The sequence below is a fragment of the Streptosporangium sp. G11 genome (assembly GCF_051192615.1).
Lineage (GTDB): Bacteria > Actinomycetota > Actinomycetes > Streptosporangiales > Streptosporangiaceae > Streptosporangium.
Genome location: NZ_JBPJUQ010000004.1, coordinates 302,174 through 315,543, shown reverse-complemented (window position 1 = coordinate 315,543; position 13,370 = coordinate 302,174). Strand labels below are relative to the sequence as shown.

Sequence of the window (13,370 nt, the reverse complement as noted above, 5' to 3'; positions counted from 1 at the left end):
GGGTGCCGAAGGAAATGTCGGCGACACGGGGCCCGTGGGCCGACCGGCCTGCGGACCGGTCGGCGACGGAGGGCGTGCGCAACGGTATGACACCAACGAGAGGGGCCGAGCGGCCGTCACCGGACCCTCGACCCGGGCCGGGTGGCCCATGAGCTGTGACCTGCGATGAAGTCGTACGTATGTAACGGGAACCATACGCATGTGTTCCTCCGGCCGGGATCCTCCGTAAAGAATAACGATCTTCGCGGAAGGGTTCGGATCCCGGCTCGGCCGCGATCGATGGCACCCGTTCGGGGGGCGCGGACGCCCCGGTGTTCAGTGGGTCCCGTCTCGCTGGAGCGTGTACGCGGTACGCCTGCACGCTCACACCGGTGCGGTGGCACCGGTTCCGCCGGGTGGAGCGGCTCGCTGGCTGGAAGCTCTCCACGGGGGGCGGGGTTCTTTTCGTTCCCTGTCCTTCAGGCGGTCTGAGCCGTCGCTCAGTCCGGGTAATCCCAGCCCAGGTTGGCCTGGGCGCTGCTCATCTGCAAAGAATACTTGCCGGTGTCCTTCGGGGGGGCAGACGAATCGGCGCTCGCGGTCGTAGCATTGCCAGTGACGGCAAAAGTAGCCGTAAATAGCATGGCGAGGGCAGACAAGGCAAGACGTCGGCGCACGGGGAGACTCCTGTCGTAGGTTCTGCTGCTCAAATGATATCTTTCAAGGGGTAACGTGACTGGTCAAGACTTGGTGGGGCAGCGCATCAAAACCGTTCGTCGGCAACGCGGTCTTTCCCAAGCGCAGCTCGCTCATCCAGAACTGTCGGACAGTTACGTCTCTCTCATCGAGAGTGGCAAGCGTACTCCGACACCCGCGGTGCTGGAGCTTCTCGCCGAAAAACTCGACTGTTCCCTGACCTATCTGATCAACGGCGTCACCGCCGAGCAGATGCAGGAGATCGAACTCGCGCTCAGCTACGCGCAAATGGCCCTCGACAACGGCGAGGTCGTCGAGGCCCGCACCCGCTACGCCGAGCTCCTCACCGACAGCGGCCTGGCGGGCCTGCCCCAGCTGCGGCAGGACGCCGAATACGGCCTGGCCCTCGCGACCGAGGCCTGCGGCGACCTGGAGCAGGCGATCGTCCTCTTCCGCGGGCTGCACGAGAGCGACACCACGATCATGAGCCCCGAGCGTCACGTCGCGGTCGCCGTCGCGCTCTCGCGCTGCTACCGCGAGATAGGGGACCTGGCACGGGCGATGCAGGTCCCCGAGCGGATCCTCACCGGCGCGGTCCGCCCTGCCTGGACCGACGGCCTCATGAGGCTGGGCGGCCAGCTCCTCGCCGCCTACGTCGACCGCGGCGACCTGCTTCGGGCACGCCAGTTCTCCGACGAGATGATCGCCGCCGCCGAGCTCCTCGCCAGCCCGCAGGCGCTCACCCTGGCGCACTGGGGCGCCGCGATCGCCGCCGTCGAGACCGGTCACGCGGAGGAGGCGGTCACGCACGCCGAGCGCGCCCTGGCCATCCAGTCCGAGTACGGCGACCCGCGCCGGCTGGCCCGGCTGCGCAACGACTACGCCCAGGTCCTGCTGATCGCCCGGCCCATGGAGGCCGAGGCCTGGCGTGACGTGCTGCTGAAGGTCGAGAAGGAGCTGGCGGAGAGCTCCGCCAGTTCGATCACCAAGATGCGCTGCGCGATGAACCTCGTCCGGGTGGAGTTGCTGCTCGCCCGGCCCGAGCGGGCCGAGGAGCACATGCGCTTCGTCTGCGACCTGCTCGACGGCATGCCCAAGGTCCTGCAGGCGGAGGCCCGCCTGCTGCACGGTGAGACCCTCGCGGCGCTGGGCATGCAGGCGGAGGCCTCGCGGGAGCTGCTCGCCGGGGCCGAGTGCCTGGAGCGGGCGCCGGAGACCCGCTTCACCGCCCACGCCTGGCTGACCGCGGCCCGGGTCCTGGAGCGGATCGACGAGCCCGGCCGGAGCGTCGACGCCTACAAACGGGCGATGGCCTGCGTCGGGCTGTAGATCGCGGCGGCGAGGGCGACTCGCGCGGGGCCGTGGATCGGACAGGGGGGTCGAGACCGCGTGGTCGCGTCGGTAGCCTTGTGGTTGCCATGAAGACTTCCCCTGTCGCGGTCGCTCTCGCGCTTCTCGTCGCCCTCGTTCTCGGCACGGCCTTCGCCTCGCCCGCCCTCGCCCATGACCGGCTCAAGAGCAGTAATCCGGCCAAGGGTGCGAAGGTCGAGAGCCTGGAGGAGGTGAAGCTGACGTTCAGCGCCAGGGTGCGCTTCCCGAACGTCGTCGTGCGCTCCGGAGACGAGAGCCACCAGGACGGCAAGCCCGCCGTCGACGGCTCCGCGGTGACCCAGAAGGTCAAGGGAGACCTCCCTCCCGGCGAGTACGTCATCGCCTACCGCGTCGTGTCCTCCGACGGCCACCCGATAGAGGGGGAGATCCCCTTCACCCTGCTCGGCTCCGCCGAGCCCTCCGCCTCGGAGTCTCCGGCACCCGCCGAACCCGCGGAGAGCACGGCGGCGGAGGGCGACCCGGCCGCGAGCACGCCGGTCGCCACGCTCAGCCCGGCCGCCGCGGCCGGGAGATCCGAGGAGTCCGGCTCCTCGGGAGGCGTGCCCGGCTGGATGTGGATCGTCGTCGGCAGCCTGACCGGCATCGGCATCGGCCTGTTCTTCAGCATGCGCGGCAGGAAGCAGTCATGAGCAAGACCGCGCGGGCCGCGCAGGCGGCACAGGTCGAGGCGCCGGGAAACGGCCGGGTCGTGAAGCTCGCCCTGGCGGGCGCGGCGGCGGCCGTCGTCGCGCTGGTGATCGCCATGATCGCCGGAGGCGCCGCGAGCCCGCGCATCATCCCCGGCCTGCCCGACCAGGGCTCGTTCACCCGCTGGGGCCTGCCGCTGGCGAAGCTGGCCATGGACGCGGCGGGCGTGCTCACCGTCGGCACGCTCCTGGTCGCCGCGTTCCTGCTCCCCAACGACAAGGGCCTGCTGGGCAAATCCGCCCTCGGTTACGTCAAGGCCGCCTCCTGGATCGCCCTCGTCTGGGCCGGGGCCGCCGCCGCCACGATGGTGTTCAGCCTCTCGGAGGCGCTCGGGCTGCCGGTGGCCGACGTGCTCGGAGGCGACGAGCTCACCAGCTTCGCCAGCCAGGTCTCCCAGGGCATCGCGCTGACTCTGGTCGTGCTGTTCTCGGTCGCGATCGCGCTCTTCGCCCGCGGGGCGATCACCGCCGGCGCGGCCGGCGGCCTGCTGGTCCTCGCCCTGGCCACCATGCTCCCGCCCGCGCTGACCGGCCACTCCGCCTCCTCGCCCAACCACGACCTGGCCACCACTGGCGTCGCCGTCCACCTGGTCGTCCTCGCGCTCTGGGTGGGCGGCCTCGGCGTGCTCTGCGCGCACGCGCTGCGCCGTCAGCCGCACCTGGAGATCGCCGCCGCCCGGTTCTCGGCCCTGGCGCTGTGGTGCTTCGTCGGGGTGGGGCTGTCCGGCCTGTTCAGCGTCATGGCCAGGCTCAGCGCGCTCTCCGAGCTGTTCACCTCCGCCTACGGCCTGCTGCTGCTGGCCAAGACCGTCGCGTTCGCGCTGCTCGGCGCCGTCGGCTGGTGGCACCGCAGGCGGACCCTGCCGCTGCTCGCGGCGGGCGGATCCGGTACGTTCCTCCGCTTCGCCGCCGGCGAGATCGTCGTCATGTTCGCGGCCGTCGGGCTGGCCGTCGCGCTGTCCCGCACCGCGCCGCCCCCGGCGGTCCTGCCCGTCGACAGGGCCTTCGAGGTGCTCGGCTACACCATGCCGCCGGAGATCTCGGTGGCCAACCTGGCCTCGCTGTGGTGGTTCGACCTGTTCTCCGGCACGCTCATCGCCCTGCTGGCCGGCCTCTACCTCGCCGGTGTCGTCCGGCTCGCCCGGCGCGGCGACGCCTGGTCCAAGGGCCGCACGGCCGCCTGGTTCACCGGCGTGCTGATCCTGCTGGTCGCCACCCAGAGCGGCGTCGCCCGCTACGCCAAGGTGCTGTTCAGCGCGCACATGGCCGAGCACATGACGCTGTCGATGATGGTGCCGATCTTCCTCGTGCTCGGCGCGCCCGTCACCCTGGCCCTGCGTGCCCTGCGGCCCGCCGCCCGCAGGGGCGACCGGGGCCCCAGGGAGTGGCTGACGACGATCCTGCACAGCAGGTTCGTCCGCTTCATGGCCCACCCGGCGATCGCCACCGCGATCTTCATCGTCTCCACCTACGCGCTGTACTTCACGCCGCTGTTCGCCGCCGCGATGGAGGAGCACCTTGGCCACATCGTGATGACGATGCACTTCCTGCTCAGCGGGTCCCTGTTCTTCTGGGTGATCATCGGTGTCGACCCCGCCCCCTACCGGCTGCCGCACGTGGCCCGGCTCATCCTGCTGTTCGTGACCATGCCGTTCCACGCGTTCTTCGGTATCGCGCTGATGAGCATGACCACCGTGCTGGCCTCCGACTGGTACGACCAGCTCGGCCGCACCTGGGGGACGTCGGCGATCGAGGACCAGCAGACCGGCGGCGCCATCGCCTGGGGGTTCGGCGAGATCCCGACCCTCATCGTGCTCCTCGCGCTGGCCTTCCAGTGGTGGCGCCACGACGACCGCGGAGCCCGTCGCGCCGACCGTCGCGCCGACGCCGCCGCGGCCCGCAGTGGCGGCAGTGGCGACGCCCAGCTCGACGCCTATAATGACTACCTGGCCAAACTCAACAGGCGAGACGGCGTGGAGTAGCCGGACAGCTACGGCCTTCTATCTTCGAGCCCCCTCACGGACACCTCCCGGTAGCCTGTATTTCAGGGGGCTCGTGCTCACCGCAGCGGGTGCAGCGCTTCTTCATCGCGCGCCACGCCCAGTCACATATCCGGTCGGGGGGCCGGTGGCTGCAATGTGCATCAGGAAGGTTGAGCAGTGTCCGACGAAGTGCGCGTCCGTGAGGGCAGGAGCCGGAGCCTGGCCCAGGCGCTCGAAGAGCATCTCACCGAGTGGGCCGAGCGCACCGGGATCATCGTCGAGATCTGGGCGCTGCCCGCCCAGGACGTTCCGCCCAAAGCTGCGAGAGCCGTGCTGGCCGCGCTCGGGGAGGCACTGTCCAACGTCGAACGGCACAGTCGTGCCCGCGTCGTCTCCGTCGCCGTCACCTTCGGGCGCAGCGGGCTGCGCATGACGGTGAGTGACAACGGGGTCGGCTTCTTCGGAGACGCGGAGGGCCGGGGTGTCGCCGCCATGCGCACCCGCTTCGAGCAGCTCGGTGGCGGGCTCAGCGTCAACGGCGTTCCCGGCGAGGGAACCACCGTCACCGGGGTGGTGCCTCGCCAGGACTAGCCGGGACCGGCCGGGATCAGGCGGCCGTCGGCGGGAGTGACGCGGAAAAAGCGCCGGATTCCGTGTTTTCCCAGGTCAGAGACCGTGGGTAAGGGGCGCCCGGGGCTCAGGGAAGCGTCAGGACCTCGTGGCCGGTCTCGGTCACCAGGATGGTGTGCTCGAACTGGGCGGTCCGCATGCGGTCCTTGGTGACGGCGGTCCAGCCGTCGGGCCAGATGTCGTAGTCGATGGTGCCGAGCGTCAGCATGGGCTCGATCGTGAACGTCATGCCCGGTTCCAGCGTGACCGTCAGTGACGGGTCATCGTAGTGGGGGACGATCAGGCCCGAGTGGAACGTGGTGCCGATGCCGTGGCCGGTGAAGTCGCGGACCACGCCGTAGCCGAACCGCTTGGCGTAGGCCTCGATCACGCGACCGGCCACGTTGAGCTGACGGCCGGGGGCGATGGCCTTGATGGCGCGGTTGGTGGCCTCGCGGGTGCGCTCGACCAGCAGGCGTGACTCCTCGTCCACGTCGCCGACCAGGAAGGTGGCGTCGGTGTCGCCGTGCACGCCGCCGATGAAGGCGGTGATGTCGATGTTGACGATGTCGCCGTCGCGCAGCACGGTGTCGTCGGGGATGCCGTGGCAGATCACCTCGTTGATCGAGGTGCACAGCGACTTGGGATATCCCCGGTAGCCGAGCGTGCTGGGATACGCGCCGCGGTCGCAGAGGAACTCGTGGCCGATCCGGTCGAGCTCGTCGGTGGTGACGCCGGGTGCCACGTGCCTGCCGACCTCTTCGAGCGCCTGGGCGGCCAGCTTGCCCGCGACCCGCATCCGCTCGATGATCTCGGGGGTCTTGACGTCGGCCTCCCCGGTCTTCGGGGATTTCTTCCCGACGTACTCCGGCCGCTGGATGTGAGAGGGCACCTTGCGGATGGGAGAGATCCGCCCGGGCTGGAGCAGTGTCGTCATGGTCCCCCAGTCTAGTTGTGCTTCCCACTGGGCAGGATTGCCGCATGAGTGATCAATGGTGGTTCTGCCTGACGCACATGGCCGTCGAACCCGACGAGGGGTGCCCGAACAAGGACCGGATGGGACCGTACCCGACGCGCGAGGCCGCGGCCGGCGCGCTGAAGACCGCGGCCGACAGGAACGAGGAGTGGAGGAAGAACGACCGCGCCTGGGACGGGGACGACTGAGATCACCGGTCGTGCCCAACCTCTGAGGTCGGTGCGGCCGGCCGTCCACGACGGCGTACGCACCTGTGTGGTCGGCACGGCTAATCGTCCACGACGGCGTACGCGCGGACGGGGAAGGTCCCCAGGCCGGCCAGCAGCGGTGGCGCGGCGTGGAGGCGGAACCCGCTGCCGGGCAGCGCGGCCAGCCCCGTCATGTGCTCCACGATCGGGATGCCTGCTCCGAGCAGCAGCGTGTGCGCGGGACGCTCGCCGCGGGGCGGGGTGTCGTCGATGTTGAGGCTGTCGATGCCGACGAGCGCGGGCCCCCGCTCCGCGAGCCAGCGAGCCGCCTCCGGTTCGAGGTAGGGGTGCCCGTGGAAGTACGTCTCCGTGCCGAAGTGCCGGTCCCAGCCGGTGTGCAGGAGCACGGCCATGCCGCGCACGTCCAGTCCGGCGAACCGGTCGAGGCCCACGGAGGGCGCCCCTTTGGCCTGCACGACCAGGCCAGGCAGGTCGGCGAGTGACTCCAGCGGCATCCCCGACAGGTCGGCTCCCCGCGGGTAGCGGTGGTAGGGGGTGTCGAGGTAGGTGCCGGTGTTGGCGACCAGCTCCACGCTGCCGATGTGGAACTCCGTGCCCGGGGCGTAGACCTCCCGCGAGGCCTCCCGGCTCAGGTGCACGCCGAGGCGGGGGCCGGGGACACCGGGATAGGTGACCATGCCCTCGGTGATGCGGTGGCTCAGCTCGACCAGCCGGGTCACGGAACGCTCACCTCCTTGCGGCGCGTGCGGGCTCCGGCCATCCTGCCGATCGCGACGACGCCGATCACGCCCCACACGATGTTGAGGATCGCGGAGGGCCAGGCCGCGAGGTAGGCCGTGTTGACCATCAGGGCGATCGCCCCGGCGAGGTTGATCACCTGGTAGGGCATGCCGTCGCCGGACATCCTGGACGCCGAGACCATGGCGTACCCGTACAGCATGGCCGCGGCGCCGGCCCAGCCGAGCAGGTTGACGAAGAGGGACATCGGATCACGCGCCCGACGCGGAGAAGCTCATGCCTCCATGATTTCCGCTCATCTCGCTGAAGGGCAAATAAAGTTTCCTTAATACCCACGTAAGCTGAGCTGTATGGATATCGATCCCCGGCGACTGCGGGTGCTGCACGAGGTCGCCCGTCGCGGCGGTGTCATGCGCGCGGCGGAGGCGCTCCACCTGACGGCCTCGGCGGTCTCGCAACAGCTCGCGCTCCTGGAGCGGGAGGTCGGGCTCTCCCTCATCGACAGGTCGCAGCGCCGGGTCGCCCTCACCCCGGCGGGCAGGGTCCTCGCCGGATACGCGGAGCGCGTCGAGGAGGAGCTGGGCGAGGCCAGGCGGGAGCTGATCCGCTTCACCGAGCGGCTGGCGGGGCCGGTGTCGATCGCCGCGTTCCCCACGGTCATCCGGCACCTGCTGGTGCCCGCGCTGGGCAGGCTGGCCGAGCGCCACCCCCAGATCACGCCGCGGATCCAGGAGCTGTACGGGCCGCCCGCGCTGCAGGAGCTCCGCCTCGGCGGGGTCGATCTCGCCCTCACCGAGCAGGACGCCGACAAGACCGTGGCCGTGCAGCAGGCGATCGTCTCCCACCCCCTCTACGTGGACGAGTACCGCATCGTGGCCCCGCCGGGCTGGGCGGAGGTCCCGCGAGGGGTCGCGGACCTGGCGGGGGTGCCCTGGATCTCCGGGCCGCCCGACCAGGCCTGCGGCCACGCCCTGGAGCGGCTCGCCGCCCTGCACGGATTCACCCCGCGCCGGGCGCACATGATCCAGGAGTTCCCGCCCACGCTCGCCCTGGTCGCGGCGGGGCACGGGGTGGCGATCGTGCCGTCGCTGGCCCTGCTCGACGTCCCGGACGGCGAGGTCGTGGTCACCGGCATCACCAACGTGGGCGCCAGGAAGCTGGACGTGGTGACCCGTCTCAGCCGCACCCGCTCGGGTGAGCCCGACCCGGTGCAGGCCGTGGTCATCGCGGCGCTCAGGGACGCGGCCGAGGAACTGTCGGGACGTCTCGGAGCGCGCTGGAACGCGCCCTAGCGGGGCGGCGCTGCTCGGTGGGTGGCGGCGCGTCGGTGGCCCGCGGGCCCGGGGCGGTGGGCGGTATCGGCCGGTGCCCCGCGGGTCCGGTGGTGAACGGCGCTGCTCGGTGGGTGGCGGGCGGCGCTAGTCGGTGACCCGTGGGCCGCTGATCCGCTCCAGCAGCCTGGCCAGGCGGTCGCGCAGGCCGGGACGGCGGCCGACCTCGCCCGCGGCCATGCTCACCAGGTGCTGGGCCCCGTCGAAGGAGAACGGCGCCCGCTCGGGCACCGTCAGCGCGTCGTGGGCCAGACCCGCCAGATCCGGGTCGCCGCCGTCCAGGGCCAGGATCGTCGTACCGGTCCTGCGGGCGTCGCTCACCCGTTCCAGCAGCGCCTCGGGGGCGCGCTCCTCGGCCACCACGAACAGCGTCTCGCCCCGCCTGGCCCGCTCGATCCGCTCCAGCCCGACCCGCAGGTGCGTGGGCGCCTCGGGGGCGGGCGCCCAGCGGACCAGCGTCGGGGCGATCTGGGGCAGCCCGGAGAACCTGGCCTCGTCGCTCAGGTGCGCGGTCAGGTGCCAGGGTTCCTCCCAGGGCGTGCCGACCACCAGCAGCCCGCCGGGGGAGCGCGTCGAGCGGAGGGCGAGACCCAGCTCGCGGGTTCGCTCGATCCAGCCGGTCGAGGCCAGGATCTCGCGCAACAGCGTCACCGACCCAGCGTCCATGCGCACCATCGTGCCCCAGACACCCCGCGCTGATCCTGGAAACGCGATCCTGAGATGATCGGGACAGGCGATATGGTCGCTGGAGTCCGGCCTTGAGCGACCGGGGGATGATGAGGAGCGGCGAGTGAGCACTGACATTCCGGATGTGAGCGGGATTTCCATCGGGATCCTGGGCGGAACCGGCGATCAGGGCAAGGGGCTGGCCCGGCGGTTCGCCCTCGCCGGGCACACCGTGCTGATCGGCTCGCGGAGCACGGAACGGGCTCAGGCGGCGGCGGAGAGCATCGGCGGATCGGTGCGCGGCGCGGACAACCCGGCCGTGGCGGCGGAGGCCGACGTGGTGATCGTGGCCATTCCCTGGGACGGGCACCGCTCCACGCTGGAGTCCCTGCGCTCGGAGCTGGCCGGAAAGATCGTCATCGACTGCGTGAACCCGCTCGGCTTCGACAAGCAGGGCGCGTACGCGCTCACGGTCGAGGAGGGCAGCGCCGCCCAGCAGGCCGCGGCCGTCCTGCCCGACAGCCGCGTGGTCGCCGCGTTCCACCATGTCTCGGCCGTCCTGCTGCTGGATCCCGAGGTCGCGGAGATCGCCCTGGACGTGCTCGTGCTGGGCGACGACCGCGAGGCCACCGACACCGTCCAGGCGCTGGCGGGCCGGATCCCCGGCGCGCGCGGCGTGTACGCCGGTCGCCTGCGCAACGCCCACCAGGTCGAGTCGCTGACCGCCAACCTCATCTCGATCAACCGCCGCTACAAGGCCCACGCGGGCCTGCGCGTCACCGACGTCTAGCGGGGCGCCCCGCCCGTGATCGTCGTCTCGGTGGCCGACCGTGAGTCCCGGAACGGTAAGGGATCCACGGCGTCGTCCGGTGGGCGGTTGGGGGGATTCGGCCCTCAAACCGGGCCAATCTTGCCTGATTGGATCTGACAAGTGGCTCGTTAACCGGACATCCTTGACGCATGACTGATTTTCGTCCGGAGACCCGCACCGTCCATCTGCCCCAACCGCCCCTGAACGGCAGCCGTTCCATCACGATGCCGCTGTACCAGACCTCAGGATTCGTCTTCGACGATCCGGCCGTCTTCGCCGACGGGATGGGCCGCCCGGACGGGGCCTTCGTCTACGGGCGGCTGTCGAACCCGACGGTCCGCTCCCTCGAGGAGGCCGTCGCCGGGCTGGAGGGCGGTGCCGGCGCCGTGGCCACCGGCTCCGGGATGGGCGCCATCAACTCCGTGCTGCTGGGGCTGCTGGAGCCCGGCGACCACCTGATCGCGCAGAAGCCGCTCTACGGCGGTACCGCCGCGATGATCAACGACCTGGCGGGGCGGTTCCGGATCGCGGTCTCCTACGTCCCCGAGGACGACCCGGCGGCGTTGCGCGCGGCCGTACGGCCGGAGACGAAGCTCGTCTACCTGGAGACCATCGCCAACCCGGTGACCCAGGTCGCCGACCTGCCGGGCATGTGCGCCGCGGCCCGCGAGGCCGGGCTGATCTCCGTGGTCGACAACACCTTCGCCTCCCCGATCCTGTGCAGGCCGATAGAGCACGGCGCCGACATCGTGGTCCACTCCACGACCAAGTACCTGAGCGGGCACACCGACGTGCTCGGCGGGATCGCCGTCTTCGCCTCCGACGAGCTGTACCGCAAGGTGTGGTCCTTCAACGTCAAGCTGGGCGCCACCGCGGACCCGTTCGCCGCCTGGCTCACCCTGCGCGGCATCCAGACGCTGCCGCTGCGGATGGAGCGCCACTGCTCCAACACCCGCGAACTGGCCACCCGCCTGAACGCCCACCCCGCCGTCTCCGTCGTGCACTGGCCGGGACTGCCCTCGCACCCCTCGTACGAGCTGGCGGCCAAGCTCCTGCCCGACTTCGGGGGAGTCTTCTCCTTCGACCTGGCGGGCGGCCGGGAGGCGGGGGAGCGGTTCATGAGCTCGGTGAAGCTGGCCCTGCTGGCCCCGTCCCTCGGCGGCGTCGAAACGCTCATCCTGCATCCCGCGACCACCTCCCACCGCTCCCTGACGGTCGAGGAGCTCGCCCGGCACGGGATCGGCGAGGGCACCGTGCGGGTGGCGGTCGGCATCGAGCACGTCGAGGACCTGTGGGCCGACTTCGAGCAGGCGCTCGCCTGACGCCGAGGGGAGCGCGATCCGCGGCGTCTCCTACACTGCGGCGCAGGGCCGCCCGCGAGGCCGGGCGGACGCTTCGAGATCACTTTCTGGGGAGGGAGCACGCGTGAGCGTGTCGATCGGGGACGTGGAGCGGGCCGCCGGGCGCATCGCCGGGTACGTCGTGCGTACACCGGTGGCCGAGGTGTCGCCGGGGCTGTTCCTGAAGCTGGAGGGACTGCAGCACTCGGGGTCGTTCAAGGCGCGGGGAGGCTTCAACCGCGCCCTGGCCTCGGAAGGGATCCCCGAGGCCGGGCTGATCGCGGCGAGCGGGGGCAACCACGGCCTGGCGGTGGCGTACGTGGCGCGCGGCCTTGGTGTCCAGGCGGAGATCTTCGTGCCGACGGTGTCCAGCCCGGTGAAGGTCGCCGGGCTGCGCGCGCTGGGCGCGCGGGTGACCCAGATCGGCGCCGTCTACGCCGACGCGTACGAGGCGTCGGTCAAGCGCGCGGCCGAGACCGGCGCCCTGGACGTCCACGCCTACGACCAGGCCGAGGTGGTCGCGGGGCAGGGCACGGTCGGCCTGGAGGTCCTGGAGCAGACCGGGGGAGTCGACACGGTCCTCGTCGCGGTCGGCGGCGGCGGGCTCGTCGCCGGGATCACCGTCGCCCTCGGCGGCCGTGCCCGCGTGGTCGCCGTCGAGCCCGAGCTCATCCCGACCCTGCACCGGGCCCTGGAGGCCGGCGGGCCGGTCGGCGTCGAGGTCTCCGGGGTGGGGGCCGACGCCCTGGGCGCCAGCCGGGTGGGCGAGATCGCCTACGAGATCACGAGCGCGGCGGGGGTGCGGAGCCTCCTGGTCTCCGACGAGGCCATCATCGAGGCGCGGCGCGAGCTGTGGCGAAACCACAGGATCGCCACCGAGCACGCGGGCGCCGCGGCGTACGCGGCCCTGCTGTCGGGCACGTACACCCCGGCCTCCGGCGAGCGGGTGGCCGTCATCGTGTGCGGCGCCAACACCGACCCCGCCACGCTCGTCTGACCCCTCGTACGGAGCCGCGGGGAGCTCGCGGAAAGCCGCCCCGGCGCCGCCAGGGTCTCCTGGGGCGCGGGGACGGCTCAGCGACGGGTGCCGAGGGAGGCCGGGCCCGTCAGCGGTAGCTGTGCTCGGCGGCGGGGAAGGCGCCGGTCGACACCTCGTCGGCGAAGCTGCGCACGGCCCTGTCCATCTCGTGGGCCAGGTCGAAGTACTTCTTGACGAACTTGGCGGGGTTGGCGGTCAGGCCCATCAGGTCCTGCCAGACGAGAACCTGCGCGTCGGTGCCAGGCCCGGCGCCGATGCCGATCGTGGGGATCGACAGGGACGCGGTGACCCGCTCGGCCAGGTCCGTGGGCACGCACTCCAGGACCACGGAGAACGCGCCGGCGTACTCCAGGTCCTTGGCGTCGGCCATCAGCTCGTCGCCCGACTGGCCGCGGCCCTGCACGCGGTAGCCACCGAGCGTGTTGACCGACTGGGGGGTCAGGCCCAGGTGGGCCATCACCGGGATTCCGGCCGCGACGAGGGTCTCGACCTGGGGGAGCACCCGGCGGCCGCCCTCGAGCTTGACCGCGTGGGCCCCGGCCTCCTTCATAAATCGGGCGGCCGTCTCCAGGGCCTGCTGGGGAGAGGACTGGTAGGAACCGAACGGCAGGTCGGCCACGACCATCGCGCGGGAGGAGCCGCGGACCACGGCCGCCGTCAGGGGCATGAGATCGTCCACCGACACGGGGAGTGTCGAGTCGTACCCGTACACGACCATGGCGGCCGAGTCGCCGACGAGCAGCACGGGGATGCCGGCCTCGTCGAAGACCCTGGCGGTCATCGCGTCGTACGCGGTGACCATCGGCCACCGCTCGCCGCGCTCCTTGGCGGCGGCGACGTCGCGCACGGTGATCCTTCGTCCAGCCTGGCCGCCGTAGAGAGAGGTCGGCCGGTTGGTGACGGAAGAGGACATGGG

At 71.3% G+C, this 13,370-nt stretch carries 14 protein-coding genes; 9 read left to right on the top strand and 5 right to left on the bottom strand.

The window, feature by feature from the left end; all coding sequences use genetic code 11:
• The first annotated feature begins 711 nt into the window (after nt 1–711).
• The 4 genes from ACSDR0_RS06705 to ACSDR0_RS06690 all read left to right on the top strand — a co-directional run bounded on the left by ACSDR0_RS06705 (nt 712) and on the right by ACSDR0_RS06690 (nt 5,326).
• The gene (locus ACSDR0_RS06705) at nt 712–2,004 is read left to right on the top strand and encodes a helix-turn-helix domain-containing protein (protein ID WP_435287849.1); all 1,293 of its coding nucleotides are present in this window, start codon (nt 712–714) and stop codon (nt 2,002–2,004) included.
• A gap of 89 nt (nt 2,005–2,093) precedes the next feature.
• Nucleotides 2,094–2,696 carry a copper resistance protein CopC gene (locus tag ACSDR0_RS06700; protein WP_435287848.1) on the top strand — a complete coding sequence of 201 codons (603 nt, stop codon included), beginning with the start codon at nt 2,094–2,096 and terminating at the stop codon, nt 2,694–2,696.
• Nucleotides 2,693–4,735 carry a cytochrome c oxidase assembly protein gene (locus ACSDR0_RS06695; RefSeq protein WP_435287847.1) on the top strand — a complete coding sequence of 681 codons (2,043 nt, stop codon included), beginning with the start codon at nt 2,693–2,695 and terminating at the stop codon, nt 4,733–4,735. Before ACSDR0_RS06700 ends, ACSDR0_RS06695 begins: the two co-directional genes overlap by 4 nt.
• Nucleotides 4,736–4,912: 177 nt before the next feature.
• Complete coding sequence (locus ACSDR0_RS06690; RefSeq protein WP_435287846.1) at nt 4,913–5,326, top strand: sensor histidine kinase; 414 nt, start codon at nt 4,913–4,915, stop codon at nt 5,324–5,326.
• Between the two features lie 106 nt (nt 5,327–5,432).
• Here the strand turns inward: ACSDR0_RS06690 and map are convergent, their stop codons facing one another.
• Nucleotides 5,433–6,281 carry a type I methionyl aminopeptidase gene (map, locus tag ACSDR0_RS06685; RefSeq protein ID WP_435287845.1) on the bottom strand — a complete coding sequence of 283 codons (849 nt, stop codon included), beginning with the start codon at nt 6,279–6,281 and terminating at the stop codon, nt 5,433–5,435.
• Between the two features lie 44 nt (nt 6,282–6,325).
• Here map and ACSDR0_RS06680 point away from each other — a divergent pair, with 44 nt between their 5' ends.
• Nucleotides 6,326–6,508 (top strand): hypothetical protein, encoded by a 183-nt coding sequence (locus ACSDR0_RS06680; RefSeq protein ID WP_435287844.1) that lies wholly within the window; start codon nt 6,326–6,328, stop codon nt 6,506–6,508.
• 80 nt (nt 6,509–6,588) lie between these two features.
• Here ACSDR0_RS06680 and ACSDR0_RS06675 read toward each other — a convergent pair whose 3' ends face one another.
• Together ACSDR0_RS06675 and ACSDR0_RS06670 are read right to left on the bottom strand one after the other, a co-directional pair.
• The gene (locus ACSDR0_RS06675; protein ID WP_435287843.1) at nt 6,589–7,248 is read right to left on the bottom strand and encodes a cyclase family protein; all 660 of its coding nucleotides are present in this window, start codon (nt 7,246–7,248) and stop codon (nt 6,589–6,591) included.
• Nucleotides 7,245–7,514 carry a CBU_0592 family membrane protein gene (locus tag ACSDR0_RS06670; RefSeq protein WP_435287842.1) on the bottom strand — a complete coding sequence of 90 codons (270 nt, stop codon included), beginning with the start codon at nt 7,512–7,514 and terminating at the stop codon, nt 7,245–7,247. The genes ACSDR0_RS06675 and ACSDR0_RS06670 overlap by 4 nt, the downstream gene beginning before the upstream one ends.
• A gap of 103 nt (nt 7,515–7,617) precedes the next feature.
• Between ACSDR0_RS06670 and ACSDR0_RS06665 the strand changes: the two genes are divergently transcribed.
• Complete coding sequence (locus ACSDR0_RS06665; protein WP_435287841.1) at nt 7,618–8,559, top strand: LysR family transcriptional regulator; 942 nt, start codon at nt 7,618–7,620, stop codon at nt 8,557–8,559.
• 126 nt (nt 8,560–8,685) lie between these two features.
• On the opposite strand, the gene ACSDR0_RS06660 is transcribed toward ACSDR0_RS06665, so the two are convergent.
• Nucleotides 8,686–9,264, bottom strand: a complete 579-nt coding sequence (locus tag ACSDR0_RS06660) for a hypothetical protein (protein WP_435287840.1) — start codon at nt 9,262–9,264, stop codon at nt 8,686–8,688.
• Between the two features lie 124 nt (nt 9,265–9,388).
• On the opposite strand from ACSDR0_RS06660, the gene npdG reads away from it, so the two are divergent.
• The 3 genes from npdG (at nt 9,389) to ACSDR0_RS06645 (ending at nt 12,412) form a co-directional block, all read left to right on the top strand.
• Nucleotides 9,389–10,054: an NADPH-dependent F420 reductase gene (gene npdG, locus ACSDR0_RS06655; RefSeq protein ID WP_435287839.1), complete on the top strand. Its 666-nt coding sequence runs from the start codon at nt 9,389–9,391 to the stop codon at nt 10,052–10,054.
• Between the two features lie 170 nt (nt 10,055–10,224).
• Nucleotides 10,225–11,397, top strand: a complete 1,173-nt coding sequence (locus tag ACSDR0_RS06650; RefSeq protein WP_435287838.1) for a trans-sulfuration enzyme family protein — start codon at nt 10,225–10,227, stop codon at nt 11,395–11,397.
• A gap of 103 nt (nt 11,398–11,500) precedes the next feature.
• The gene (locus tag ACSDR0_RS06645; RefSeq protein ID WP_435287837.1) at nt 11,501–12,412 is read left to right on the top strand and encodes a threonine/serine dehydratase; all 912 of its coding nucleotides are present in this window, start codon (nt 11,501–11,503) and stop codon (nt 12,410–12,412) included.
• A 109-nt stretch (nt 12,413–12,521) separates the two neighbouring features.
• On the opposite strand, the gene panB is transcribed toward ACSDR0_RS06645, so the two are convergent.
• Nucleotides 12,522–13,367 (bottom strand): 3-methyl-2-oxobutanoate hydroxymethyltransferase, encoded by an 846-nt coding sequence (panB, locus tag ACSDR0_RS06640; protein WP_435287836.1) that lies wholly within the window; start codon nt 13,365–13,367, stop codon nt 12,522–12,524.
• Between the last annotated feature and the right edge of the window lie 3 nt (nt 13,368–13,370).

Bases quoted from the DNA above. Each gene is read 5' to 3' on its own strand.
- ACSDR0_RS06700 (WP_435287848.1), top strand. From the start codon at position 2,094: ATGAAGACTTCCCCTGTCGCGGTCGCTCTCGCGCTTCTCGTCGCCCTC.
- ACSDR0_RS06695 (WP_435287847.1), top strand. From the start codon at position 2,693: ATGAGCAAGACCGCGCGGGCCGCGCAGGCGGCACAGGTCGAGGCGCCG.
- map (WP_435287845.1), bottom strand. From the start codon at position 6,281: ATGACGACACTGCTCCAGCCCGGGCGGATCTCTCCCATCCGCAAGGTG.
- ACSDR0_RS06680 (WP_435287844.1), top strand. From the start codon at position 6,326: ATGAGTGATCAATGGTGGTTCTGCCTGACGCACATGGCCGTCGAACCC.
- ACSDR0_RS06670 (WP_435287842.1), bottom strand. From the start codon at position 7,514: ATGTCCCTCTTCGTCAACCTGCTCGGCTGGGCCGGCGCCGCGGCCATG.
- ACSDR0_RS06665 (WP_435287841.1), top strand. From the start codon at position 7,618: ATGGATATCGATCCCCGGCGACTGCGGGTGCTGCACGAGGTCGCCCGT.
- ACSDR0_RS06660 (WP_435287840.1), bottom strand. From the start codon at position 9,264: ATGGACGCTGGGTCGGTGACGCTGTTGCGCGAGATCCTGGCCTCGACC.
- ACSDR0_RS06650 (WP_435287838.1), top strand. From the start codon at position 10,225: ATGACTGATTTTCGTCCGGAGACCCGCACCGTCCATCTGCCCCAACCG.
- panB (WP_435287836.1), bottom strand. From the start codon at position 13,367: ATGTCCTCTTCCGTCACCAACCGGCCGACCTCTCTCTACGGCGGCCAG.